Origin of the sequence: Paraburkholderia sp. UCT70 (assembly GCF_050434085.1) — a bacterium.
Lineage (GTDB): Bacteria > Pseudomonadota > Gammaproteobacteria > Burkholderiales > Burkholderiaceae > Paraburkholderia > Paraburkholderia tuberum.
Window position 1 is genome coordinate 483,528 of sequence record NZ_JBNPVZ010000002.1, and the last position, 24,111, is coordinate 507,638.

The 24,111-nt window shown below is 63.8% G+C and carries 20 protein-coding genes and 2 pseudogenes; 12 read left to right on the forward strand and 10 right to left on the reverse strand.

What is annotated here, in order from left to right; genetic code table 11:
- Positions 1–155 precede the first annotated feature (155 nt).
- From OKW41_RS04505 to OKW41_RS04520, 4 genes are all read right to left on the reverse strand, one after another.
- Positions 156–608, reverse strand: a complete 453-nt coding sequence (locus tag OKW41_RS04505) for a MarR family winged helix-turn-helix transcriptional regulator (protein ID WP_429444997.1) — start codon at positions 606–608, stop codon at positions 156–158.
- A 173-nt stretch (positions 609–781) separates the two neighbouring features.
- Positions 782–1,588: a BPSS1780 family membrane protein gene (locus tag OKW41_RS04510; RefSeq protein WP_187628859.1), complete on the reverse strand. Its 807-nt coding sequence runs from the start codon at positions 1,586–1,588 to the stop codon at positions 782–784.
- The gene (locus OKW41_RS04515; protein WP_429571703.1) at positions 1,579–2,574 is read right to left on the reverse strand and encodes a homoserine kinase; all 996 of its coding nucleotides are present in this window, start codon (positions 2,572–2,574) and stop codon (positions 1,579–1,581) included. Before OKW41_RS04515 ends, OKW41_RS04510 begins: the two co-directional genes overlap by 10 nt.
- A 213-nt stretch (positions 2,575–2,787) precedes the next feature.
- The gene (locus tag OKW41_RS04520) at positions 2,788–3,183 is read right to left on the reverse strand and encodes a hypothetical protein (protein WP_429445002.1); all 396 of its coding nucleotides are present in this window, start codon (positions 3,181–3,183) and stop codon (positions 2,788–2,790) included.
- A 191-nt stretch (positions 3,184–3,374) separates the two neighbouring features.
- Here OKW41_RS04520 and OKW41_RS04525 point away from each other — a divergent pair, with 191 nt between their 5' ends.
- On the forward strand, positions 3,375–4,901 hold the full coding sequence (locus tag OKW41_RS04525; protein ID WP_409259241.1) for an AMP nucleosidase: 1,527 nt from the start codon (positions 3,375–3,377) through the stop codon (positions 4,899–4,901).
- 118 nt (positions 4,902–5,019) lie between these two features.
- Here OKW41_RS04525 and OKW41_RS04530 read toward each other — a convergent pair.
- The 3 genes and pseudogenes from OKW41_RS04530 to OKW41_RS04540 all read right to left on the reverse strand — a co-directional run bounded on the left by OKW41_RS04530 (position 5,020) and on the right by OKW41_RS04540 (position 6,662).
- Positions 5,020–5,516, reverse strand: a pseudogene (locus OKW41_RS04530) (chromate transporter).
- Between the two features lie 48 nt (positions 5,517–5,564).
- Positions 5,565–5,720: pseudogene (locus OKW41_RS04535) on the reverse strand (chromate transporter); the annotation flags it as partial.
- Positions 5,721–5,918: 198 nt separating this feature from the next.
- Positions 5,919–6,662, reverse strand: a complete 744-nt coding sequence (locus OKW41_RS04540) for a TIGR00730 family Rossman fold protein (RefSeq protein ID WP_035471771.1) — start codon at positions 6,660–6,662, stop codon at positions 5,919–5,921.
- A 1-nt stretch (position 6,663) separates the two neighbouring features.
- Between OKW41_RS04540 and polA the strand changes: the two genes are divergently transcribed.
- The 3 genes from polA (at position 6,664) to OKW41_RS04555 (ending at position 11,881) form a co-directional block, all read left to right on the forward strand.
- Positions 6,664–9,405, forward strand: coding sequence for a DNA polymerase I (polA, locus tag OKW41_RS04545; protein ID WP_429571704.1), 2,742 nt, complete (start codon positions 6,664–6,666; stop codon positions 9,403–9,405).
- Between the two features lie 157 nt (positions 9,406–9,562).
- Positions 9,563–10,918, forward strand: a complete 1,356-nt coding sequence (locus OKW41_RS04550) for an NAD(P)/FAD-dependent oxidoreductase (RefSeq protein WP_429445006.1) — start codon at positions 9,563–9,565, stop codon at positions 10,916–10,918.
- Positions 10,919–11,008: 90 nt separating this feature from the next.
- Positions 11,009–11,881, forward strand: a complete 873-nt coding sequence (locus tag OKW41_RS04555; RefSeq protein ID WP_429445008.1) for a dienelactone hydrolase family protein — start codon at positions 11,009–11,011, stop codon at positions 11,879–11,881.
- A gap of 50 nt (positions 11,882–11,931) precedes the next feature.
- Here OKW41_RS04555 and OKW41_RS04560 read toward each other — a convergent pair whose 3' ends face one another.
- Both OKW41_RS04560 and OKW41_RS04565 read right to left on the reverse strand, forming a co-directional pair.
- Positions 11,932–12,801 carry a sulfurtransferase gene (locus tag OKW41_RS04560; RefSeq protein ID WP_429445010.1) on the reverse strand — a complete coding sequence of 290 codons (870 nt, stop codon included), beginning with the start codon at positions 12,799–12,801 and terminating at the stop codon, positions 11,932–11,934.
- Between the two features lie 149 nt (positions 12,802–12,950).
- Positions 12,951–14,057 (reverse strand): aromatic ring-hydroxylating oxygenase subunit alpha, encoded by a 1,107-nt coding sequence (locus OKW41_RS04565; RefSeq protein WP_429571705.1) that lies wholly within the window; start codon positions 14,055–14,057, stop codon positions 12,951–12,953.
- Between the two features lie 319 nt (positions 14,058–14,376).
- Here OKW41_RS04565 and OKW41_RS04570 point away from each other — a divergent pair, with 319 nt between their 5' ends.
- The 4 genes from OKW41_RS04570 (at position 14,377) to folE2 (ending at position 18,610) form a co-directional block, all read left to right on the forward strand.
- Positions 14,377–14,685 (forward strand): exodeoxyribonuclease VII small subunit, encoded by a 309-nt coding sequence (locus tag OKW41_RS04570; protein WP_090808406.1) that lies wholly within the window; start codon positions 14,377–14,379, stop codon positions 14,683–14,685.
- Positions 14,682–15,563 carry a polyprenyl synthetase family protein gene (locus tag OKW41_RS04575; protein ID WP_184057461.1) on the forward strand — a complete coding sequence of 294 codons (882 nt, stop codon included), beginning with the start codon at positions 14,682–14,684 and terminating at the stop codon, positions 15,561–15,563. Before OKW41_RS04570 ends, OKW41_RS04575 begins: the two co-directional genes overlap by 4 nt.
- 87 nt (positions 15,564–15,650) lie before the next feature.
- A complete protein-coding gene (gene dxs, locus OKW41_RS04580) occupies positions 15,651–17,558 on the forward strand; it encodes a 1-deoxy-D-xylulose-5-phosphate synthase (RefSeq protein ID WP_429571706.1) in 1,908 nt (635 codons plus the stop codon).
- 245 nt (positions 17,559–17,803) lie between these two features.
- Positions 17,804–18,610: a GTP cyclohydrolase FolE2 gene (gene folE2, locus OKW41_RS04585; protein ID WP_429571707.1), complete on the forward strand. Its 807-nt coding sequence runs from the start codon at positions 17,804–17,806 to the stop codon at positions 18,608–18,610.
- 94 nt (positions 18,611–18,704) lie between these two features.
- Here folE2 and tsaD read toward each other — a convergent pair whose 3' ends face one another.
- Positions 18,705–19,733: a tRNA (adenosine(37)-N6)-threonylcarbamoyltransferase complex transferase subunit TsaD gene (gene tsaD, locus OKW41_RS04590; protein ID WP_184054832.1), complete on the reverse strand. Its 1,029-nt coding sequence runs from the start codon at positions 19,731–19,733 to the stop codon at positions 18,705–18,707.
- A 145-nt stretch (positions 19,734–19,878) separates the two neighbouring features.
- On the opposite strand from tsaD, the gene OKW41_RS04595 reads away from it, so the two are divergent.
- The 4 genes from OKW41_RS04595 to dnaG all read left to right on the forward strand — a co-directional run bounded on the left by OKW41_RS04595 (position 19,879) and on the right by dnaG (position 24,050).
- Complete coding sequence (locus tag OKW41_RS04595) at positions 19,879–21,114, forward strand: NAD(P)/FAD-dependent oxidoreductase (protein ID WP_429571708.1); 1,236 nt, start codon at positions 19,879–19,881, stop codon at positions 21,112–21,114.
- Between the two features lie 49 nt (positions 21,115–21,163).
- Positions 21,164–21,376, forward strand: a complete 213-nt coding sequence (gene rpsU, locus OKW41_RS04600; protein WP_018424196.1) for a 30S ribosomal protein S21 — start codon at positions 21,164–21,166, stop codon at positions 21,374–21,376.
- A gap of 235 nt (positions 21,377–21,611) precedes the next feature.
- Entirely contained in the window at positions 21,612–22,058 is a 447-nt protein-coding gene (locus OKW41_RS04605; protein ID WP_429445019.1) for a GatB/YqeY domain-containing protein, read from the forward strand.
- 117 nt (positions 22,059–22,175) lie between these two features.
- Positions 22,176–24,050: a DNA primase gene (dnaG, locus tag OKW41_RS04610; RefSeq protein WP_429571709.1), complete on the forward strand. Its 1,875-nt coding sequence runs from the start codon at positions 22,176–22,178 to the stop codon at positions 24,048–24,050.
- Positions 24,051–24,111 lie beyond the last annotated feature (61 nt).

Sequence of the window (24,111 nt, forward strand, 5' to 3'; positions counted from 1 at the left end):
GGGGTGTCAGGGTTGGCATGTTTGCCGCTGGCTGCCGGTTCGCCGGTCCGGCGAAGCGCTAGCTAAGCAGCATGTGAGTAAGATAGTACACAAATCATTTGTGTGCAAATTAATTTTGCGATGGAACCGGAACTAGTCCTTTTCAGTTATCCGCCCTACTGGTCCATGAAGTCATTGAGCGTCGTGCGCAGGCGTGTGAGGTCGTCGCGCAGACGCAGCAGGAAGTCCGCCGTCTGCTGCGTCGCGCAGAAGATTTCGCCGGGCACGTCGCGCGCCTGACGCTTGAGCGCCTTGCCCGCGCCCGTCAGGCGAATGTAGACGAGGCGCTCATCGTCGGTGCCGCGCGCGCGCTCGATGAGTCCCTGCGCTTCGAGGCGCTTGAGCAGCGGCGTGACCGTCGCCGGATCGAGATTCAGGCGCGCGGCCATGTCCTTGACGGTGATGTCATCGGTTTCCCACAGCACGAGCATGGCCAGATACTGTGGATACGTGAGTCCGAGCTTTTCGAGCAGCGGCTTGTACGCTTTCGTCATCGCGAGCGAGGTCGAGTAGAGCGCGAAGCACAGTTGCTCGTCGAGCGTGAAGGGGAGAGCGGGGCGCTGGGTCATGATTCATCTCGGCAAAAAAAGCGTGCAAATGGATTGCACGCAAACCATTGTGCCGCAAGTCGATTCAGGATGCCGAGCGTCGGGAACAGGTGTGTCGACAGAGACGTCGGGAAGATGCGCGCGGAACACGCGGCGCGCGGGCGCCAGAACGGCTCCCGCGCGGGAACGACGGATCAGGCCGCCGGCGTGGTCGGCAGATCCGGCGTTTGCGGCGTCTGCACGCCGAAGCAGCCGCGATAGGTCGCGTAGAACGAGCAGTACAGCATGGTCGTGACGATCATCGTCGCGGGCATCAGGATCGCGAACGCGAAGTCGGCCGCGCCGAGCGCCTGCATCAGCGCGGACAGCCCGATCGACACGACCGTTGCGACTGCGAACCACAGCGCCGCGAATACGACGAAAGCGCCGCGATTGCGCCAGCAACTGACGACGCTGAAGAACATGGCCTTGACGGGCGGCACGTCGTGCCAGGCGGCGAGGATGGGCGAGAACCAGAACAGCATCGCGACCGGTATGTAGAACGCGAGCGCGGTGATCACCGCGAGCGGGATATTGCTGTTGGCGATCGTGTTCTCGTCCATCGACGCGTTGCCGAGCATCACCTTCAGCAGCATGCCGCCGTCGGCGAGCGCCGAGCCGGCCAGCACGAGCGCCATGGCGATGACATACAGCACGCCGAGCACGAGCAGCCGCCGCGCGACCACCGGGCCATACGAATGAAAGCCGTCGACAAGGATGGTCGGAAACACCGGTTTGCCCGCGATCGTGTTGCGGCATGCGGCCATGAAGCCGACCGCGACACCGGGAATGAACAATAGCGGCAACACGCCGCCGACCACCGGAATCTGTGACACGAGCGTCATCACCAGCAAATAGGTGAAGAACAGCGTCAGAAAGGCGAGCGGATTCTTGCGGAACAGCCAGATACCCTGGCGGAACCACACATAGCCGGTTTTCGCGGGGACTTCGATCAGTTGCATGAGGTATGGATGCCTGGATTTGCGACGCCCTGCAGGCGCTCGCGCAGAATGCGTTCGAAATGACCGGGGTCGTGCGGCTTCAGCAGTTCGGCCGCGCGCGGCAAATGAAAATCATACAGGCGCGAGACCCAGAAACGGTATGCGCCCGCACGCAGCATGTCGCCCCAGTGATGATTTTCCTCGACGGTGAACGGCCGCACCGTCTGATACGCGCGCAACAGCGCCTCGGTGCGCTCGGCGTCGAGCTTGCCGGTCGCGAGGTCGACGCACCAGTCGTTGACCGTCACCGCGACGTCGAACAGCCACTTGTCGCAGCCGGCGAAATAGAAATCGAAGAAACCACCGAGCCGCACTTCGTGGCCGGTGTCGGGCGCCGCGTGAGCGAACATCGCGTTGTCGCGGAACAGGTCGGCGTGGCACGGGCCCGCGGGCATTGCCGCGTAATCGGCGGAGGCGAAGAACGCTTCCTGATGCGCAAGCTCGGAGGCCAGCAGATCGCGCTGCTCGCCTTCCAGATACGGCAGGATCGTCGGCACGGTTTCGCGCCACCACGGCAGGCTGCGCAGGTTCGGCTGATAGCGCGGATAGTCGCGGCCTGCGAGGTGCAGGCGCGCGAGCATCTGGCCGACCTCGACGCAATGCTCGACGCCCGGCGAGAGTTCGGGTGCGCCTTCGAGCTTCGTCACGATGGTCGCGGGTTTGCCGTGCAGCATGCCGAACAGCGCGCCGTCGAGACGCGGCATCGGATCCGGTACCGGCACGCGATGCGCGGCAAGATGCCGCATCAGGTTCAGATAGAACGGCAGTTGTTCAGCTGTCAGCTTTTCGAAAATCGTCAGCACGTATTCGCCGCGCGTCGTCGTCAGAAAGAAGTTGCTGTTTTCAATGCCGGACGAAATGCCGCGAAACTCGACGACATCGCCGAGATCGTAGTGACTCATCCATTCTGCGAGTTGGGATTCGTTGACAGCGGTGAAGACGGCCATGCGGAAACGTCGGATCAGGTTGTTCGGGCTGGCGCGGTGCGGCCAGTGCGAGGTGAGACAAACGAATGTGGCGGAGCGGGCGACGAATGCGGAACGGCGAAGTGCAAGCGTCGCCGAATTCAGCACGGGTTCATCGCGCAGCGGCCGCGATCGGGTTGAGCGGGGCGCGGTCGCGCCGCGGCCGCCGTTGCCGGCGTGCCGCTTTCGTAACGATCAATAGTGGAGATTCACCGATGGCAAGCGCGTACTGGGCTTGCCGCTGTCGTGGACGGTGGGCGACGTGTCGGGCGACGCGCTCATCTGGTAGCGGGTGCCGAAATTCGATTGCACGTTGATTTCGACCGGCTTGCCCTTGTCGCGGAATTCGGTGATTTCGGTGCCGTTCGGGCTGACTTCGTGAAAGCTCGGCGTGCGCGGAACGTTGATGTCGACCTTCGAGCTGACCTCTGCGCCCGGACGATTGATCTTGTCCAGGTCCGGCAGACCGGCCCGTTCATTGGCGGACTGGGGCACGCCGGCGGCCGGCGGTTCGTCGACGGGCTGGGCAGCCATCGCGGCGTTGCCGAAGGCCAGAGCCAGCGCAACAGCGATGGGAAGGAGCAGCTTCATGGTGATTCTCCGATTGGGTGCCCAGATTCTAGCAAATCCGGCCTGACGCACGGGCGCGAAGCCTTATTTTGCGCCGCTTTCGCGCAACCTGCGCGCGTTCTCGCGGGCGCTGTTGCAAGCGTCGCCGCCGACATTTGGCAACAGCGGGTTCCGTGGTAATGTCGTCTCATCAAAAAGGGTGAACGATGATGATCAACAACGATATCAATCAGCGCACGGTGCAGACTCCCGCCAACAGCTTCCCAACCGAAGGCTTCGACGACGCGGCCGAGGCCGTCACCCGCCTCGCCGCGATCTACGAGGCGAACACGTCGTTCCTGCGCGATGCGTTCGCGCGCTATCGCCGCAACGAGCAGTTCGACCATCGCGTGCGCGCCTGCTATCCGTTCGTGCGCGTGCGAACCGAGGTCAACACGCACGTCGATTCACGCCGCTCGTACGGTTTCGTCGCGGGGCCGGGCGTGTTCGAGACGACCGTCACGCGGCCAGACCTGTTCGGCAACTACTATCGCGAGCAACTGCGGCTGCTGGCGAAGAATCATCACGTGCAGATCGAGGTCGGTGTGTCGGACCAGCCGATTCCGATTCATTTCGCGTTCGCCGAGGGCATCCACCTCGAAGGCGATCTGGACCGCGAGCGCCTGTTCCTGATGCGCGACATCTTCGATATACCGGACCTCGCGCTGCTCGACGACCGCATCGTCAACGGCACGTACGAGCCGCTGCCGGGCGAGCCGCATCCGCTCGCGTTGTTCACGGCGGCGCGCGTCGATTTTTCACTGCATCGGCTGAAGCACTACACGGCGACCTCGCCGACGCATGTGCAGAACTACGTGCTGTACACCAACTACCAGTTCTATATCGACGAATTCGTCAAGCTCGGCCGGGGCATGATGGCCCGTACCGACGACGAGGAATTGCGCGCCTATCGCAGCGAATACACGTCGTTCGTCGAGCCCGGCGACGTCATCACCTACAACGAGAATCTCGGCGAGCAGGCGCAGGAGGGCACGCTGCCGCCACGTCTGCCGCAGATGCCGGCCTATCACCTGAAACGCGCGGACGGCAGCGGCATCACGATGATCAACATTGGGGTCGGGCCGTCGAATGCGAAGACCATCACCGATCACATCGCGGTGCTGCGTCCGCATGCGTGGATCATGCTCGGCCACTGCGCGGGACTGCGCAACACGCAGCGTCTCGGCGACTACGTGCTCGCGCACGGCTATGTGCGCGAAGATCATGTGCTCGATGCAGATCTGCCGCTGTGGGTGCCGATTCCGGCGCTCGCCGAAGTGCAGGTCGCGCTCGAGCGCGCGGTCGCGCAGGTCACGCAGCTCGACGGCGTCGAGCTGAAGCGCGTGATGCGCACGGGCACGGTGGCGAGCGTCGACAATCGCAACTGGGAGCTGCGCGATCATCGCGAGCCGGTGCAGCGGCTGTCGCAAAGCCGTGCAATCGCGCTCGATATGGAAAGCGCGACGATCGCCGCGAACGGCTTCCGCTTCCGCGTGCCTTACGGCACGTTGCTGTGCGTGTCGGACAAGCCGCTGCACGGCGAGCTGAAGCTGCCGGGCATGGCCGATCAGTTCTATCGCGCGCAGGTCGATCAGCATCTGCAGATCGGCGTGAAGGCGATGGAACTGCTGCGGATGAATGGGCTGCATCGATTGCATAGCCGCAAGCTGCGGAGTTTCGCGGAAGTCGCGTTTCAGTAACTCAGGCGGAGGCACTGATAAACAGCCCGCTTACGCTGGATGTGCCGCTTTGAAGATGGCTCGCGAGCGACGTCGGAACCAATCGGCTTCGTTGGTTGTCGAGGTGACGCTCGCCGGCTCAACCCTGCCCGAAACCGGTCAACCCGATCAAACTCCCCGCCGCCAGCAGCCACAGCGGATGAATCCGCGTCTTCGTCGCCATCACGGCCGTGAACGCAGTAATCGACCACGCTATCGCGGTCGGATTCGACGCGCGTGCGATCAGCGCCGCGCTCGCCGCGACGAGGCCGGCCGTCACCGGCACGACTTGAAGCGGTCCCACGCATGCAGCGCGAGGATCGTCGGGAGCGACGACGGCCCGAACTTCGCAATCGACGTGACGAGCATGCCGGCCCAGCCGGCCACATGCCAGCCGACCAGCGTGACGATCATCTGGTTCGGGCCGGGCGCGGCTTGAGCGAGCGCGAACAGCGCGCTGAACTCGCTGGCCGGCATCCAGTGATGCACGTCGACCACCTGCCGCTGCATCTCCGGAAGGATCGTATTGCCGCGGCCGAACGCGAGCAGTGACAGCTGACTAAAAATCGCCGCAAGTGAAACGAGCGTGTCGTTCATCGCGCGCTCCTTGCAGCAAGATAAATGCTGAGCGGCGTGAGCACGAGCATCGTCGGCAGCAGCGGCAGTCGCAGCATCGACGAGTGCGCGGCGCGCGAGCGGCAACGCGCCGCCGAATGAAATGAGACCGAGGCCGAGAAAACCGCTGAAGATCTCACGCAACGTCGGCGCGAGCGCGGCTTCGGGTGAGGTGAGTTCGTTCAGATTGCGAGCTTCGAGTACCAGCTAAGCACGTTAGCGCCGGACGGCAAGCGTGCAAACGATTTGTTCCCAATCCGGTTGACAGTCAGCGCGCCGGAATCTGGTCTGCAAAACGAAAGCGGGCAGCCCGAAGGCTGCCCGCCATGTGCGCGACGATGGGCATCGTGCTACGCATAATGCGAGGCGCGCCGCCTCTTGCCATCACAGGTAGAACATCCGGTCTTCTTCCGACTTGACCGGATGAACTTCGCCTTCCTCGCGGTCTTCGTAGAACTTGAGCACCGCTTCGAGCACCTGGTCCGGATTGTCGATCACCTGCATCAGATCGATGTCGGTCGGATTGATCAAACCCATCGGAATCAGAGCGCTCTTGAACCACGCGAGCAGACCTTCCCAGAACTCGGCGCCGACCAGAATGATCGGCACATGGCGCGACTTCTTGGTCTGGATCAGCGTGAGCACTTCGGCCAGTTCGTCGAGTGTGCCGAAGCCGCCGGGCATCACGATCACCGCGTCCGAGTTCTTCACGAACGTGACCTTGCGCGTGAAGAAATGGCGGAAGCGCAGCGAGATGTCCTGCCACTGGTTGCCCGACTGTTCGTGCGGCAACTCGATGTTCAGACCGACCGAAGGCGCCTTGCCCGCATGCGCGCCCTTGTTGGCCGCTTCCATGATGCCGGGGCCGCCGCCGGAGATCACCGCGAAGCCAGCATCCGACAATTTGCGCGCGATCTGCGTGGCGAGTTTGTAGTACGGCGAGTTCGGTTTCAGGCGCGCCGAACCGTAGATGCTGACCGCCGGGCGAATCTCCGACAGGTACTCGGTCGCCTCGATAAACTCTGCCATAATCGTGAACATCTGCCACGATGCGCGGGCTTTCTTGGCCGTTGCGCGCTCTTGATCTGCGAGCGATCGCAGACTCGGAATCACTTTTCTCTTAGTCATAATGCCTGAAGAACGAAGCCTTGAAGGTAAGACCCTGCTGTTGGTCGACGGTTCGAGTTATCTGTACCGGGCCTACCATGCGATGCCTGATCTGCGCGGTCCCGAGGGTGGCCCGACGGGTGCGCTCTACGGGATGATCAACATGCTGCGGCGCATGCGCAAGGAAGTCACAGCAGAGTATAGCGCGTGCGTGTTCGACGCCAAGGGCAAAACCTTTCGCGACGACTGGTATCCGGAATACAAGGCGAACCGTCCGTCGATGCCGGAAGATCTTGCCCGTCAGATCGAGCCGATTCACGTCGCGGTGCGTGCGCTCGGCTGGCCGCTGCTGATGATCGATCGCGTCGAAGCGGATGACGTGATCGGCACGCTGTGCACTGAAGCGGAAAAGCTCGGCATGAACGTGGTCGTGTCGACCGGCGACAAGGATCTCGCGCAGCTCGTGTCGAACCGCGTGACGCTCGTCAATACGATGACCAACGAAACGCTCGACCGCGACGGCGTGGTCGCGAAGTTCGGTGTGCCGCCGGAGCGCATCATCGATTATCTGTCGCTGATCGGCGATACCGTCGACAACGTGCCGGGCGTCGAGAAGTGCGGTCCGAAAACCGCGGTCAAATGGCTGACGCAATATGAGTCGTTAGATGGCATCGTCGAGCATGCGAGCGAGATCAAGGGCGCGGTCGGCGAGAATCTGCGCCGCGCGCTGGACTTTTTGCCGATGGCGCGCAAGCTCGTCACAGTCGAGCGTCATTGCGATCTGACCGGGCACATCGTGTCGATCGAGGAGAGTTTGCCGAGCCTTCCCGAATCGCGCGAAGAGTTGCGCGAGGTGTTCACGCGCCACGGCTTCAAGACGTGGCTGCGAGAAGTCGAAATCGCCGATGCGGTCGAAGGTCCGGAAACCTACGTGCCCCCCGCGTTGTCCGTCGATCACGAGCGCCACTACGAGACCGTGCAAACATGGGAGCAGCTCGACGCGTGGCTCGACAGGAGCAATGCGGCCGAGCTGACCTCGTTCGATACCGAGACCACGTCGCTCGATCCGATGATCGCGCAGATCGTCGGCTTGTCGCTGTCGGTCGAAGCGGGCCGCGCCGCGTATGTGCCGCTCGCGCATCGCGGCCCCGACGCGCCAGTGCAACTGCCGCGCGACGAAGTGCTCGCGAAGCTCAAGCCGTGGCTCGAAAGCGCCGACCACAAGAAGGTCGGCCAGCATCTGAAGTACGACGAACAGGTGCTCGCGAATTACGGCATCGAAATGCGCGGCGTCGAGCATGACACGCTGCTCGAGTCGTACGTGCTCGAATCGCATCGCACGCACGACATGGACAGCCTCGCGCTGCGTCATCTCGGCGTGAAGACGATCAAGTACGAAGAGGTCGCGGGCAAGGGCGCGCAGCAGATCGGCTTCGACGAAGTCGCGCTCGACAAAGCCGCCGAATATGCGGCCGAAGACGCAGACATCACGCTGCGTCTGCATCAGGCCTTGTATCCGCAGGTCGCCGCGGAGAAGTCGCTCGACCATGTGTATCGCGAGATCGAAGTGCCGACTTCGCGCGTACTGCGCAAGATGGAGCGGACCGGCGTGCTGATCGACGCGGAGAAGCTGCGTCAGCAGAGCAGTGAGATCGCCACGCGTCTGATCGAACTCGAAGGCAAGGCGTACGAACTGGCCGGCGGCGAATTCAACCTCGGCTCGCCAAAGCAGATTGGTCAGATTTTCTTCGAGAAGCTCGAACTGCCGGTCATCAAGAAGACGCCGAGCGGTGCGCCTTCCACCGACGAAGAGGTGTTGCAGAAGCTCGCCGAAGACTATCCGCTGCCGAAGATTCTGCTCGAACATCGCGGCCTGTCGAAACTGAAGTCGACCTATACCGACAAGCTGCCACGCATGGTCAATCCGCACACCGGCCGCGTGCATACGAACTACGCGCAGGCCGTCGCGGTGACGGGGCGGCTCGCGTCGAACGATCCGAACCTGCAGAACATTCCGGTGCGTACCGGCGAAGGTCGGCGCATCCGCGAGGCGTTCATCGCGCCGCTCGGGCACAAGCTCGTCTCCGCCGATTATTCGCAGATCGAATTGCGCATCATGGCCCACATCTCGGGCGACGAATCGTTGTTGCGCGCGTTTTCGCAGGGCGAGGACATTCACCGCGCCACCGCGTCGGAAATCTTCAGCGTGACGCCGCTCGAAGTGTCGAGCGATCAGCGGCGCGTTGCGAAGGTCATCAACTTTGGGCTCATCTACGGCATGAGCGCGTTCGGACTCGCGTCGAACCTCGGCATCACGCGCGATGCGGCGAAGATTTATATCGACCGCTACTTCGCGCGCTATCCCGGCGTCGCGCGCTATATGGACGAGACGCGCTTGAGCGCGAAGGCGAAGGGCTACGTCGAAACCGTGTTCGGCCGCCGTCTGTGGCTGCCCGAGATCAACGGTGGCAACGGTCCGCGCCGCCAGGCCGCCGAGCGTGCCGCGATCAACGCGCCGATGCAGGGCACCGCGGCCGACCTGATCAAGCTTTCGATGATCGCCGTGCAGAACTGGATCGAAGACTCGAAGATCGGCACGCGGATGATCATGCAGGTGCATGACGAACTGATTCTCGAAGTGCCCGACGCTGAGTTGTCCGAAGTCCGCAAGCGCCTGCCAGAACTGATGTGCGGCGTCGCCGCGCTGAAGGTGCCGCTCGTCGCCGAGGTCGGTGCGGGCCTGAACTGGGAGGAAGCGCATTGACATGCCCGTGACATGCGCACGATAACGTCGTGCGCATGTCACACATGGGTTTTGGCGACTTGTGACTTCCCAGGCGGGTCGAGGACAATCGGTTCAGGACGGCGTATTCATGCGCAGCGTCGCGACAGATAATTCATCGGCTACACGGAGAAGTGCAATGCATCGATTTATCGTCGTTGGCGGAGGTGCGGGAGGATTGGAACTGGCGACGCGTCTTGGCGATCGCTATGGGGCCGGCAAGAAGGGGCGCAGCGCGCAGGCCCAGGTCACGCTGGTCGACCGCTATCCGACGCATATCTGGAAGCCGCTGCTGCACGAGGTGGCGGCGGGCAGCATGGACCCGTTCACGCAGGAGCTCCCGTACGCGGCGCAGGCGCGCTGGCATGGCTTCGCATTCCAGCAAGGCGACCTGACCGCACTCGACCGCACGAACCGACGCATTACGCTCGGCACCGTGCTGGACGACGACGGTGCTGAACTGCTGCCCGAACGCGAGCTCGAGTACGACACGCTGATCATCGCGATTGGCAGTACCACGGCCTTCTTCGGCGTCAAGGGAGCGGCCGAATTCTCCATCGCACTGGATACGGTTAGCGAGGCAGAGCGTTTCCGCAAGCGCCTGATAGCGGCGTGCATGCGCGCCGAGCATCAGGCGCACGAACCCGTCGAGTCGAGACCGGGCCCCGGCACGTGGACGTCCAGCGAGCCGCGCATTCAGGTGGCGATCGTCGGCGGCGGCGCGACGGGGGTCGAGTTGTCGGCGGAGTTGCGCAATACCGCGCAGGTTTTGTCCGCGTATGGCTTGCACAAGCTCGATCCGCGGCATGACGTCGGCATCGTGCTGATCGAGGCGGGGCCGCGCATTCTGCCCGCGTTGCAGGAGCGCGTTTCCACGGCCACCGCCGAATTACTGACCAAGCTCGGCGTGAAGCTGATGATCGGCGAGACGGTGGCCGAGGTCGCGCCGGGCTACATCCGCACCGCGAGCGGTCACACCGTGCGGGCCGATCTGACCGTGTGGGCGGCGGGCATCAAGGCGCCGGCGGTCCTCGGTCAGCTCGACGGCTTGCCGGTCAACCGGCTCGGCCAGCTGGTCGTGCGCCGTACGCTGCAATCCGGGATCGACGACAACATCTTCGCGCTCGGCGACTGCGCGGCCTGCGAGTGGCCGGGCAACGAGCGCAACGTGCCGCCGCGCGCGCAGGCCGCGCATCAGCAGGCGAGCTTTCTGCTGAAGGCACTGGCGGCGCGCCTCGACAACAAGCCGCTGCCGGAATTCACCTATCGCGACTTTGGTTCACTGGTCTCGCTCGGCCACTTCAGCGCGGTCGGCAATCTGATGGGCGGGGTGATCGGCGGCAATATGCTGATCGAAGGGCTGTTCGCGCGCTTCATGTATATGTCGCTGTACCGGCTGCATATCGCGGCGCTGCACGGCTATCCGCGCATGGTGCTCGACACCTTCGCGCATTGGTTGCGCCGTACCACGCTGCCGCGCGTCAAGCTGCACTGACGCGCGCCGACGATCTCCTCAGTTGAATGTGCAACGGGATGCGCGCAAGGCGTATCCTGTTGCCTCTAACAATACTTCGAGGAGCGCCCCATGCTGAAGCCTGAAGTCGACTGTCTGATCCCGCACGTTCCTTTCGATCGGCGCACCTTCATCAAGGCGACGCTGGGTTCCGGCTTCGCGGCGGCGGTGCTGCCAGTCTCGGCGCAAACCATCCATACCGATAGCGACGGTCTCGAAGCAGGGGAAGTGGCGTTCCATTCGGGCGGTACGCTGATACCGGCTTATCGCGCGCAGCCGAAGGGCAAGACGCATCTGCCGGTGATCCTCGTCGTGCATGAAATCTTCGGCGTGCACGAGCATATCGCCGACGTCTGCCGGCGCTTCGCGAAGCAGGGCTATCTGGCGATCGCGCCGAACCTGTACGAGCGCGAGGGCGATCCGACTGTCTATACGAGCATGCAGCAACTCGACGAGCAACTGGTCAGCAAGGTGCCAGACGAGCAGGTGCTGGCCGACCTCGACGCGGCCGCCGCGTGGGCCGGCGAGAATGGCGGCGACCTCAACCGGCTCGGCGTGAACGGCTTCTGCTGGGGCGGGCGCATCTCGTGGCTGTATGCCGAGCACAATCCGCGCGTGAAGGCAGGCGTCGCCTGGTATGGTCGCGTCACCGGCGCGAAGAATGCGATGACGCCGGCCAATCCGCTTGATCTCGTCGCCGACCTGCATGCGCCTGTGCTCGGCTTGTATGGACGCCAGGATCAAAGCATTCCGCAGGACACGCTCGAGCAGATGAAGCAGGCGATCGCGCAAGGGCCGCAAGCGGGACGCGGCTCGCAGTTCGTCGTATATGACGACGCAGGTCACGCGTTTTTCGCCGATTACCGTCCGAGCTACAAGAAGGCCGATGCCGAGGATGGCTGGCGTCGTACGCTCGTGTGGTTCAAGCAGCATGGCGTGGCATGAAGCGCTGCTCGAATTTGTCGCGTCTGGTTACGACTTGCGGCGGCTCGCGCTCAAGGTTTCGCCCCCGTCGCCACCGGCCGTTTCGGGTCGGAACTCCATTCGCTCCAAGAGCCCGCGTACAACGCTGAACCATGCAGGCCGGCAACCTCCATCGCAAGCGAATTGACGCAGGCGGTCACGCCGGAGCCGCACTGCAGCACCACGTGTTCGGGCGGCGTGTCGCCGAGCAGCGCGTGGAATTCCTCGCGCAGTGTGTGCGCCGGCTTGAAGCGGCCGTCGGGGGTCAGGTTGTCCTTGAAGAAGCGGTTCAGCGCGCCCGGGATATGGCCGCCGACGCGGTCGAGCGTCTCGTTTTCGCCGCGATAGCGATCGGCCGCGCGCGCATCGACGACGATTCGCTCCTTCGAACCGAGGTTGCGCTCGACCGCCTGGGTATCGATGGTCACGGCGAGCGGCGCGGCCGCCTTGAAGTCGCCGGTGTTCTGCGCGGGCACGTCCTGCGTCAGCGGTTGGCCGGCCGCTTCCCATGCCTGCAGCCCGCCGTCGAGCAGCGCGACCGCGTCGTGACCGAGCCAGCGCAACAGCCACCAGACGCGCGCCGCGTACATGCCGCCTTGTGCGTCATATGCGACGACCTGTTGACCTTGCTTCAGTCCCCGCGACTCCAGCGTTTCGACGAGCCGCGCGCGATCGGGCAGCGGATGCCGGCCGTTCGAGCCGTTCGTCGGCCCGGACAGATCGCGATCGAGATGCAGATAGTGCGCGCCCGGCAGATGGCCGGCAAGCCAGGCTTTCTCGCCCGCGTCGGTATCGGCGAGGTCGAACCGGCAGTCGATCACGAACACGCTGCCCGGCGCGGCCGTGAGCCGCTCGGCAAGATTGGTCGCGGAGATCAGGGTGGTGTAATGAGTGTGGGGCATGAGCGTCTCCTCGATACGGGCGATGGCGGCTGCGGGCCGCGTCGTTCACGCGGCTGGCGAATGGCCGGTCTATGTCGGTAGTCTAAACAAAAAAAGACGGGTCGAAGCCCGTCTTTCCTTGAGTCGATCGATGCGCCACGCGGCGCGGATCAGACCGTGCCGAGTTCGCGCCGCAGAAACTCGTGGAAATGCTGCATACCGTCTTCCATTGGGCTCTGATACGGTCCGACCTGTGATTCGCCGCGCTCCATCAACGCGAGGCGGCCGGCGTCCATGCGCTCGGCGATCTCGTCGTCTTCGCGGGCTGTCTCCATATAGGCGGCGCGCTCGGCTTCGACGAAGTCGCGCTCGAACAGCGCGATTTCCTCGGGGTAATAGAACTCCACCACGTTGGTGGTCTTCTGCGGACCGCGCGGAATCAGCCACGACACGACCAGCACGTGCGGATACCACTCGATCATGATGCCCGGGTAGTACACCATCCAGATCGCGCCGAACTCGGGCGGATTGCCGTCGCGAAAGCGCAGCACTTCGTCGTGCCACCTGCGATACGTCGGGCTGCCCGGTTGCTCGAGCGCCTTGTGCACGCCGACCGTCTGCACGCTGTACCAGTCGCCGAACTCCCACGTCAGATCGTCGCAATTGACGAAGCTGCCGAGGCCCGGATGGAACGGGGCGACGTGATAGTCCTCCAGATAGACCTCGATGAAGGTCTTCCAGTTGTAGTTGCACTCATGGACTTCGACGTGATCGAACATGAAGCCCGAGAAATCGAAGTGGCGCTTGGTGCCGAGGCGTGCGAGATCTTTCGCGACGTCCCGACCTTGGGCCTCGAACAGCAGACCTTGCCAGTTTTGCAGTGGCGTGGCGCCGAGATTCAGGCACGGGTTGTCGGCGAAATGGGGCGCGCCGAGCAGCTCGCCCTTCAGGTCGTACGTCCAGCGATGCAGCGGACAGACGATGTTCTGCGTCTGTCCGCGGCCGTTGAGCATGATGGCTTGCCGGTGGCGGCACACGTTCGACAGCAACTCGACTTGCGACTGCTGGTTACGGACGAGTATCCGCCCCTCGCGTTCGCTGGGCAAGGCAAAATAATCCCCCGCTTCGGGCACCATGAGATCGTGGCCGATGTAGCGAGGACCTTTCTTGAAAAGGGTGTCGATTTCGCGCGTAAGAAGCGCTTCGTCAAAGTAAGCCGTGACTGGCAGCTGGCTGTGAACAGACCGCAACTGCAATGCATTGCTCAGATTGGACATTCCCACTCCCGATGAAGACGTGAAAGCAGTGAACAACCCAACCATCGAAGATTCGATTTAGGGAGCCCGCAATTATACCCGTTTCCCTGTGACAGGGGCACTTAAGTCCCTGATTTGGGTTAAAAATGTCAAGAAAGTTCGGCATTTTCGCCGCAGACCTCGAGCTTTTTTTCTGCGAGACTTCAGGGTCGAAGCGGGGCAAGGGTGGCATCGGACAGGCTCGAAGCGAGACAGCACGGCGGGGCGCAGGCCGGCGAGCGGATCGAAAATGTCGCTTTTGCCGTAGAATGTCCGACTTGTTTTAATTTTGCGACTATTCATGGCGAAGACCGCATCGAACGATTCCGCCGCCGCCCCAGCCGAAAGTGGCGATAGCGCGCCGCTGCCGGAGAACTACGAGGCCGCGCAGACCGAACTGGAAGAGCTCGTCGCGCGCATGGAAGGCGGCAGTCTGAGCCTCGAGGAATCGCTGGCCGCTTACCGTCGCGGGGCGGCACTTGTCGCATTCTGTCAACAGCAGCTCGAAAAGGTCGAGCAGCAGGTGCGGGTCCTCGATGGCGAGACCCTCAAGCCGCTGCCTATGAATACCGCAGGAACAGCCGCGACTGAGAGCGGGGACGACCTATGACATTCGAACAATGGACGCGCTCGGTGCTCGAACGCGTCGAAACGGCTCTGGAACACTATCTGCCGGCCGAGACGACCGAACCCGCCAGGCTGCACGAGGCGATGCGCTATGCGGTGCTCGGCGGCGGCAAGCGGGTGCGGCCGCTCCTGTGCCACGCGGCCGGCGAGCTGACCGGCGCGCGTGCCGAATGCCTCGATGCGGCGGCGGCGGCGCTGGAAATGATTCACGTGTACTCGCTCGTGCACGACGACATGCCCTGCATGGACGACGACGAACTGCGCCGCGGCAAGCCGACGGTCCACGTCAAGTATGACGAAGCGACCGCGCTGCTGGTCGGCGACGCGCTGCAGTCGCAGGCATTCATTGTGCTCACGTCCGACGTACTCGGCCGGCCGCAGCAGGCCTCGCTCGTACGCGAACTCGCGCTCGCAAGCGGCTCGATCGGCATGTGCGGCGGCCAGGCCATCGATCTGGCGAGCGTCGGCCACACGCTGACCCGCCCGCAGCTGGAGACCATGCATCGCATGAAGACCGGCGCGTTGCTGCGCGCGGCCGTGCGCATGGGCGCATTGGCCGGCGAGACGCCGGACGCGCAGGGTCTGGCGTCGCTCGACGCCTACGCCGCCGCGGTCGGTCTCGCGTTTCAGGTCGTCGACGACATTCTCGACGTCACGACCGACTCCGCAACGCTCGGCAAGACCGCCGGCAAGGACGCGAAGGACGGCAAGCCGACCTACGTGTCGATTATTGGGCTCGACGCGTCGCGCGCGCTCGCGGCGCAACTGCGCAGCGACGCGCACGCCGCGCTCGCGCCGTTCGGCGCGCGCGCGCAGCGTCTTGCCGAACTGGCCGACCTGGTGGTGAACCGGGTCAGCTGAACGCGAAAGCCCGCCGCCGCGCACCTTCCATCCCCGGGGTGCATGTATGAAGTGCGGGCGCGTAAGTTTTCCTACAATGGAACGACGATGTACGACTTGCTGAAAACCATCGACGACCCGGCAGCCCTGCGCCGCCTCGATCGCCGCCAATTGCAACCGCTTGCCGACGAGTTGCGTGCCTTCGTGCTCGACAGCGTATCGCAGACGGGCGGCCATCTCTCGTCCAACCTCGGCACGGTCGAGTTGACCATCGCGCTGCACTACGTCTTCGATACGCCGCACGACCGGATCGTCTGGGACGTCGGCCATCAGACCTATCCGCACAAGATCCTGACCGGTCGTCGCGACCAGATGCACACGCTGCGTCAGTTGGGCGGCATCTCGGGCTTCCCGAAGCGCGACGAATCGGAATACGACACCTTCGGCACCGCGCACTCGAGCACGTCGATTTCGGCCGCGCTCGGCATGGCGATCGCGAGCAAGCTGCAAGGCGACAACCGCATGGGCATCGCCGTGATCGGCGACGGCGCGATGACGGCCGGCATGGCCTTCGAGGCAATGAACAACGCGGGCGTCGAAGACGACGTGCCGCTGCTCGTGATCCTCAACGACAACGACATGTCGATCTCGCCGCCGGTCGGCGCGCTGAATCGCCATCTCGCGCGCCTGATGTCGGGGCGCTTCTATGCGGCCGCGCGCGCGGGCGTCGAACGCGTGCTGCGCGTCGCGCCGCCGGTGCTCGATCTCGCGCGCAAGCTCGAGGAGCACGCGAAGGGCATGATCGTGCCGGCCACACTGTTCGAGGAGTTCGGCTTCAACTACATCGGGCCGATCGACGGTCACGATCTCGATTCGCTGATTCCGACGCTGCAAAACATCAAGGAACTGCGCGGGCCGCAATTCCTGCATGTGGTCACGAAGAAAGGCCAGGGCTACAAGCTGGCCGAGGCTGATCCGGTGCTGTACCACGGCCCGGGCAAGTTCAATCCGGCCGAGGGTATCAAACCGGCCGCGACGCCGTCGAAAAAGACCTACACGCAGGTGTTCGGCGAGTGGCTGTGCGACGCGGCCGAACTCGACTCGCGCGTGATCGGCATTACGCCGGCAATGCGTGAAGGCTCGGGCATGGTCGAGTTCGAAAAGCGCTTCCCGGATCGTTACTTCGACGTCGGCATCGCCGAGCAGCACGCGGTGACGTTCGCGGGCGGCCTTGCCGCGGACGGCATGAAGCCTGTCGTCGCGATCTATTCGACCTTTCTGCAACGCGCATATGACCAGCTGATTCACGACGTCGCGCTGCAAAACCTGCCGGTGGTGTTCGCAATCGATCGTGCGGGTCTCGTTGGTGCGGACGGCGCGACGCATGCGGGCGCGTACGACCTCGCGTTCATGCGCTGTATTCCGAACATGACCGTGATGGCGCCGTCGGACGAAAACGAGTGCCGCCAGATGCTGTACACCGCGTTGCAGCAGTCGCATCCGACCGCTGTGCGCTACCCGCGCGGCGCGGGTACCGGGGTCGCAACGGTCAAGCAGATGGCCGCGTTGCCGCTAGGCAAGGGCGAAGTGCGCCGCGAGACGTCAGCGCCGGCCGGCAAGCGCATCGCGATTCTCGCGTTCGGCACGATGGTCGCGCCGTCGCTCGCGGCTGCTGAGCAACTTGACGCCACCGTCGCGAACATGCGCTTCGTGAAGCCGCTCGACACCGAACTCGTGCGCAAGCTGGCCGAGACGCACGACGCGATCGTCACCGTCGAGGAAGGCTGCATCATGGGTGGCGCGGGTTCGGCGTGCGTCGAAGCCCTGCTCGCAAGTGGGGTTATGCGCCCCATACTACAATTGGGCCTCCCCGATCGGTTCATCGATCACGGGGACCCGGCCAAGCTGCTCGCCGCTTGCGGTCTCGACGCCGCGGGTATCGCCCGGTCGATCCGCGAACGCTTCCTTGCGAGCGGCGCGGTCGGCGGCCAGTCGTCCGTGAAGCGCGTCGCGTAAAGCGCTGTCGGCTCTCGTGCCGTCGTAGGTGCGACTCATGCCGCCGTCATGCGACGGCGGCTTCGGCAATCTCCAGTTTGTACCGACGGGTGTTGCGGCCCGTCACCCAACGCCGGCGCGAGCCGGCGTTCGCCGTTGCGCGCGCTGATCCGCATGGCCGCTGGGCGCCTCGAATTCGCTGCGCGATAGTCGCCGATGCAGCGAGACCTTGGCGCAGCCCGGCGCTTTCCAGAAAGGACAAAACAATGAATCAGATGAATCCCGCTTTCGTGATGCCCGACGTGCAAAGCACCCCCGACACGCGCCAGATTCCGATCCAGCGGGTCGGCGTGAGGGGCGTGCGTCATCCGTTGACGATTCGCACGCAAGGTGGCGAAGCGCAGCCGTCGGTCGGCACGTGGAATCTCGACGTGCATCTGCCGGCCGAGCAGAAGGGCACCCACATGTCGCGCTTCGTCGCGTTGCTCGAAGAGAACAAGGCGCCGCTCGAACCGGCCACGTTGCGCACGATGCTCGCGGCTATGCTCGAAAAACTCGAGGCCGAGGCGGGCCGCATCGAAGTGTCGTTCCCGTACTTCGTGAACAAGACCGCGCCGGTGTCGGGCGTGCAGAGCTTGCTCGATTATGAAGTCACGCTGACCGGCGAGACCCGCCATGGCGCGACGCGGGTGTTCCTGAAGGTGCTGGTGCCGGTCACGAGCCTGTGCCCGTGCTCGAAGAAGATCTCGCAGTACGGCGCGCACAATCAGCGTTCGCACGTGACGATCGATGCCGAGCTGAACGGCGACGTCGCTGTCGAAGAGTTGATCCGTATCGCCGAGGAAGAAGCGTCGTGTGAACTGTGGGGCCTGCTCAAGCGCCCGGACGAGAAGTTCGTCACCGAGCGCGCGTATGAAAATCCGAAGTTCGTCGAAGACCTCGTGCGCGACGTTGCCCAGCGTCTGAATGCCGACGAGCGCATCGTCGCGTATGTGCTCGAAGCGGAGAACTTCGAGTCGATTCACAATCACAGCGCGTATGCGGTGATCGAGCGGGACAAGCGCCTCGCCTGATACGTTCCTGATCGCTCCACGCCGTTTCGTTGCGAAAGCATTGAAGCAAAAAAGCCGCTTGTAAAGCGGCTTTTTGTCCTCTTGGGGCGGCGGTTCAGTGCGCGAGCGACGTCAGATCCCAACGCGGCTTCACGGTGAACGCGTAGTCGTGGCCGGCCTGTTCGGGCCAGCGTTGCAAACGCAGCGCGCCGGCCAGCGCGATCATCGCCCCGTTGTCCGTGCACAGCGACAGGTCCGGGTAGTGGACGTAGAAATTGCGCTTCTGCGCGGCGGCCGATAGCGCTTCGCGCAACTGCCGGTTCGCGCCGACGCCGCCCGCCACCACCAGCCGGTTCAGCTTCGTGCGCTTGAGCGCCGCTAGAGATTTCGCGGCCAGCACGTCGACGGCGGCATCGACGAAACCGCGCGCGAGGTCGGCCTTGGCCTGCTCGCAGATGTTCGCGCCGCCCAGCCGGTTCGCGTGCGTGAGCACGGCGGTCTTCAGGCCGCTGAAGCTGAAATCGAGGTCGCCGGAATGCAGCATCGGGCGCGGCAGCACGACTGCGCCGGGTGTACCGAACTCGGCCATGCGCGAGACTTCGGGGCCGCCCGGATAGCCGAGGCCCAGCAGCTTGGCGGTTTTGTCGAAGGCTTCGCCGGCGGCGTCGTCGAGCGTCTCGCCGAGCGTCTCGTAGAAGCCGACGTCCGTCACGCGCATCAACTGCGTGTGGCCGCCCGAGACCAGCAGCGCGACGAACGGGAACGGCGGCGGCTCGTCGACGAGCAGCGGCGACAGCAGATGGCCTTCGAGATGGTGAATGCCCACGGTCGGCTTGTTCCACGCCATCGCCAGCGAATTCGCGACGCTCGCGCCGACCAGCAGCGCGCCCGCGAGCCCGGGCCCTTGCGTGTAAGCGATCGCGTCGATGTCGCCGCGCGCGACGCCGGCGCGCTCCATCACCTCTTCGAGCAGCGGCAGCGCGCGGCGGATATGGTCGCGCGATGCAAGCTCCGGCACGACGCCGCCGTACTCCCGATGCATCGCAATCTGCGAATGCAGCGCGTGCGCGAGCAGGCCGCGCTCCGTGTCGTAGAGCGCGAGACCGGTTTCGTCGCAGGAGCTTTCGATGCCGAGAACGAGCATGATGAATCGCTTGAGACGGGCGCGCGCGACGCGCGTCCGGAAGTGAAAGGTAAGCCTCAAAGTATACCAGCGCGGACAGGCGGCCGCAGGCGGCCGGCAGAGCACGAGCATGGACGCGAGGGCCCGGCAGGTACAATGCGGCCCCATGGAATCCTTCGATATCGCGGTGATCGGCGCGGGCGCGGCCGGCATGATGTGCGCGGCCGTGGCCGGTCAACTCGGCCGGCGTGTGGCGCTGATCGACCACTCGCAGCGTCTCGCGGAAAAAATCCGCATCTCCGGCGGTGGCCGGTGCAACTTCACGAATCTGTATGCGGGGCCGGCCAATTATGTGTCGGCGAATCCGCATTTTTGCCGCTCGGCGCTCGCGCGCTATACGCCGCGCGATTTCATGGCGCTGCTGAAGCAGCATCGCGTGACATGGCACGAGAAGCACAAGGGCCAGCTGTTCTGCGATCAGTCGAGCGACGCGGTCATCGACGTGCTGAAGAACGAGTGCGGCGCCGGTGGGGTTGCATGGCGCACGCCGCTGTCGGTCGAAGAGGTGCGCCAGGACGCCGAAGGACAGTTCCTGCTCGGCACGACGGCGGGCACGATCGCCGCCCGTGCGCTCGTGATCGCGACGGGCGGTCTGTCGATCCCGAAGATCGGGGCGACCGATTTCGCGTACCGGATCGCCAAGCAGTTCGGCCACAAGTTGATCGACACGCGTCCCGCGCTGGTTCCGCTGACCTTCGCTCCGGCCGACTGGGAGCCGTTCGCGGCGCTATCGGGCGTGTCGCTTGAAGTACAGCTGTCGACTGGCAATACGAAGACCGGCGCCGAATTCACCGAAGATCTGCTGCTCACGCACCGCGGCCTGTCGGGCCCAGGCGTGCTGCAGATCTCGAGCTACTGGCAACCCGGCGAGCCGATTCACATCAATCTGCTGCCGGAGCGCGACGTCGCGACTGCGCTCATCGACGCGAAAAGCGGCACGAAGCGGCAGATCGCCAATCTGCTATCGGAATGGGTGCCGCAGCGGCTGGCGCATGTGTGGCTCGACACTCACCAGGTGGCCGCCGAGGCCCGCGTCGCCGATCTGCCGGACAAGGCGCTGCGCGGCATCGGTGAGGCGCTGTCGCGCTGGACCCTCACGCCGAACGGCACCGAGGGTTATCGCAAGGCCGAAGTGACGCGCGGCGGGGTCGATACGCGCGGTTTGTCATCGACCACGATGATGAGCGCGCGGGTGCCGGGCCTCTACTTCATCGGCGAGGCGGTCGACGTGACTGGTTGGCTCGGCGGCTACAACTTCCAGTGGGCGTGGGCGTCGGGTGTCGCGGCGGGCGAGGCGGCGGCCGAATATACCCGGGGGCTTGACGGCGCAATGGCTTTGTGAGAAAGCTCTGCTATACTCCTGAACCTTTACAAAGTTCCGTTATTGAAAAATGACGACCATCCGCGTAAAAGACAATGAGCCGTTCGAAGTCGCCATGCGCCGTTTCAAGCGCACCATGGAGAAAAACGGCTTACTGACGGAACTTCGCGCTCGCGAGTTTTACGAGAAACCCACAGCCGAACGCAAGCGCAAGAAGGCGGCGGCAGTGAAGCGTCATTTCAAGCGTCTGCGTGGCCAGATGCTGCCAAGGAAGCTCTACTGATTCTGGCGTTGCCCCGCTGTACACGGCGCGGCAGCATCCAAACCGATGGCGGCACGACAGGTGTCATCATGGCAAACCCGGCCCATCGGGCCAACCGGCAGGGTCGCATCCACTACGCAAAATTGCGCCAACCCGCTTGAGGAAGAAGTCCCAAGCGGGTTTTTGTGCTGATGCGGCGGTATCGCCGCCGTCGACCGGCCGGTTTTTCAACTTTTCAACGCAATTCAGGTGAGTGATGAGTCTCAAGGACCGGATCAACGACGATATGAAAGCTGCCATGCGGGCGCGCGAGACCGAACGTCTCGGGACGATCCGCCTGCTGCTCGCCGCGATCAAGCAGCGTGAAGTCGATGAGCGGGTCACGCTCGACGATGCCGCCATAACCTCCGTCGTCGACAAGATGATCAAGCAGCGCAAGGATTCGATCAGCCAGTTCGAGGCCGCAGGACGTACGGATCTTGCGGACAAGGAAAAGGCCGAGTTGGCCATTCTTTCCGCGTACATGCCTGAGCAGATGTCCGAAGCGGAAATCGTTGCCGAGGTGCAGGCGGCGGTCGCGCAAACCGGCGCTGCCGGCGCGCAGGACATGGGCAAGGTGATGGGCGTGCTGAAGCCGAAGCTGGCCGGCCGCGCCGACATGACCGCCGTCTCCGCACAGGTCAAGGCCGCGCTCGCTAAGTAACTCTGTCGATTTGTCCGGGTCGCGCGCCTCCTGAAGGCGAGGCGCGGGACCCGGGCGCGGTGTCGAGCCCGGTCTCCGGGCTTGGATTTTGAAGCTTTCCAGGCAGCGTCATTTACTGTGATCCCACCGTCATTCCTGCAGGACCTGCTCAACCGCGTCGATATCGTCGACGTGGTCGGCCGGTATGTGCAGCTGAAAAAGGGCGGCGCGAACTTCATGGGGCTGTGCCCGTTTCACAACGAGAAGAGCCCCTCGTTTACGGTTAGTCCGACTAAACAGTTTTATCACTGCTTCGGCTGCGGTGCGCATGGTACGGCCATCGGTTTCCTGATGGAACACGTGGGCGCGTCGTTTCCCGAAGCGGTCAACGAGCTCGCGCAATCGGTGGGTCTCACCGTACCGCACGAGCCTTCTCCCGGATATGGCGGCGGTGGTGCCGCAACTGGCGGCTACGCGCCGGCGGCATCGAAGGCCGTCACAACCGCGCTGTCCGATCTCATGCAGATCGCCTGCGACTACTACCGTAAGCAACTGCGCGGTGCGCCGGGCGCGATCCAATATTTGAAGAAGCGCGGCCTGACCGGCGAAGTCGCCGCGCGCTTCGGTCTCGGCTATGCGCCCGACGGGTGGCAAAACCTCGAGGCGGCGTTCCCGAACTATCGCGACGACGCCCTGGTCGAAGCGGGTCTCGTGATCGTCAGCGAAAAGTCGGACGCGCAGGGTCAGAACCGCCGCTACGACCGCTTTCGCGAGCGGATCATGTTCCCGATCCGCAATGTCAAAGGGCAGGTGATCGGCTTCGGCGGCCGCGTGCTCGACGGCGGCGAGCCAAAGTATTTGAATTCACCGGAAACGCCGCTATTTAACAAGGGCAGCGAGCTGTACGGGCTGTTCGAGGCGCGTCTTGCGATTCGAGAGCAACATTACGTGCTGGTCGTCGAAGGTTATATGGACGTGGTCGCGCTGGCCCAATTGGGCTTCCAGAACGCGGTCGCGACCCTCGGCACCGCTTGCACACCGATTCATGTGCAGAAACTGATGCGCCAGACCGATACGGTCATCTTCAGTTTCGACGGCGACGCGGCCGGCCGGCGCGCCGCGCGTCGCGCGCTCGATGCGTGCCTGCCGCACGCCGCCGACAACCGGACGATCCGTTTCCTGTTCCTGCCCAGCGAGCATGATCCCGACAGCTACGTGCGCGAGTTCGGCACCGAGGCTTTCGCCGAGCAGGTCGAACGGGCGATGCCATTGTCGCAGTTCATGCTCAACGAGGTGTTGACCGGCAAGGAGCTCGATCAGCCCGAAGGCAAGGCCCGCGCGCTGTTCGACGCGAAACCGCTGCTACAGGCGTTGCCGGCCAATGCGCTGCGCGCGCAGATCATGCATATGTTCGCAGACCGGCTCGATGTGCCATTCAGCGAAGTCGCGGCGCTTTGCGAAGTCGACGCGCGGATCGCGGCCGCGTCGCGCGAGGCGCCGGCCCGCAAGGACCGGCGCAGCGTGACCGGCATCGAGGAAAAGACGCTGCGCAATCTGGTGATGTATCCGCGCACGGTCGCGATGCTCGACGAAGAGGCCGAAGAGGCGCTGCTCACCGTGACCCGGCACGGCGAACTGTTCGCGGAAGTGACGACGCACGCGCGAGCCCTCGGCGATTCGGCAGCGTTCCAGTTGTTGTCCGATCTCTTGCGAAATGGCGCGAACGCCCCAACTTTCGAGGAAATCTTTCGCAAAATTCTAGACTATGATGAAAACGTCCGGGATTTGCTGCTGAAAGACCCGAAGGACGCGGCCGTCATCGAGGAACGGCGCGAGCAGGAACGAATTGTCGGCGAGGAGCTGAAAGCCGCGATTTTGAAGATGCGATACGACGCCTATTGCGATCGTCTCGAACAGCTTTCGCGACAGTCGCGGCATACGCCGGAAGAGTTTGCCGAGTTTTCGGAGCTCAACCGGAAGCGGGCCGACATGAAGCGTCAGCTCGGGCTGTAGCGGAGAGTCCGAAACCTCGGGTGGTATAATCAAAAGTTTCTAGCGGTTTGTTTTTTCAAGG

What these genes read in the sequence shown, in the direction of transcription:
- OKW41_RS04505 (WP_429444997.1), bottom strand. Translation starts at nt 608, where the DNA reads ATGACCCAGCGCCCCGCTCTCCCCTTCACGCTCGACGAGCAACTGTGC.
- OKW41_RS04510 (WP_187628859.1), bottom strand. Translation starts at nt 1,588, where the DNA reads ATGCAACTGATCGAAGTCCCCGCGAAAACCGGCTATGTGTGGTTCCGC.
- OKW41_RS04515 (WP_429571703.1), bottom strand. Translation starts at nt 2,574, where the DNA reads ATGGCCGTCTTCACCGCTGTCAACGAATCCCAACTCGCAGAATGGATG.
- OKW41_RS04520 (WP_429445002.1), bottom strand. Translation starts at nt 3,183, where the DNA reads ATGAAGCTGCTCCTTCCCATCGCTGTTGCGCTGGCTCTGGCCTTCGGC.
- OKW41_RS04540 (WP_035471771.1), bottom strand. Translation starts at nt 6,662, where the DNA reads ATGACTAAGAGAAAAGTGATTCCGAGTCTGCGATCGCTCGCAGATCAA.
- polA (WP_429571704.1), top strand. Translation starts at nt 6,664, where the DNA reads ATGCCTGAAGAACGAAGCCTTGAAGGTAAGACCCTGCTGTTGGTCGAC.
- OKW41_RS04550 (WP_429445006.1), top strand. Translation starts at nt 9,563, where the DNA reads ATGCATCGATTTATCGTCGTTGGCGGAGGTGCGGGAGGATTGGAACTG.
- OKW41_RS04555 (WP_429445008.1), top strand. Translation starts at nt 11,009, where the DNA reads ATGCTGAAGCCTGAAGTCGACTGTCTGATCCCGCACGTTCCTTTCGAT.
- OKW41_RS04560 (WP_429445010.1), bottom strand. Translation starts at nt 12,801, where the DNA reads ATGCCCCACACTCATTACACCACCCTGATCTCCGCGACCAATCTTGCC.
- OKW41_RS04565 (WP_429571705.1), bottom strand. Translation starts at nt 14,057, where the DNA reads ATGTCCAATCTGAGCAATGCATTGCAGTTGCGGTCTGTTCACAGCCAG.
- OKW41_RS04570 (WP_090808406.1), top strand. Translation starts at nt 14,377, where the DNA reads ATGGCGAAGACCGCATCGAACGATTCCGCCGCCGCCCCAGCCGAAAGT.
- OKW41_RS04575 (WP_184057461.1), top strand. Translation starts at nt 14,682, where the DNA reads ATGACATTCGAACAATGGACGCGCTCGGTGCTCGAACGCGTCGAAACG.
- dxs (WP_429571706.1), top strand. Translation starts at nt 15,651, where the DNA reads ATGTACGACTTGCTGAAAACCATCGACGACCCGGCAGCCCTGCGCCGC.
- folE2 (WP_429571707.1), top strand. Translation starts at nt 17,804, where the DNA reads ATGAATCAGATGAATCCCGCTTTCGTGATGCCCGACGTGCAAAGCACC.
- tsaD (WP_184054832.1), bottom strand. Translation starts at nt 19,733, where the DNA reads ATGCTCGTTCTCGGCATCGAAAGCTCCTGCGACGAAACCGGTCTCGCG.
- OKW41_RS04595 (WP_429571708.1), top strand. Translation starts at nt 19,879, where the DNA reads ATGGAATCCTTCGATATCGCGGTGATCGGCGCGGGCGCGGCCGGCATG.
- rpsU (WP_018424196.1), top strand. Translation starts at nt 21,164, where the DNA reads ATGACGACCATCCGCGTAAAAGACAATGAGCCGTTCGAAGTCGCCATG.
- OKW41_RS04605 (WP_429445019.1), top strand. Translation starts at nt 21,612, where the DNA reads ATGAGTCTCAAGGACCGGATCAACGACGATATGAAAGCTGCCATGCGG.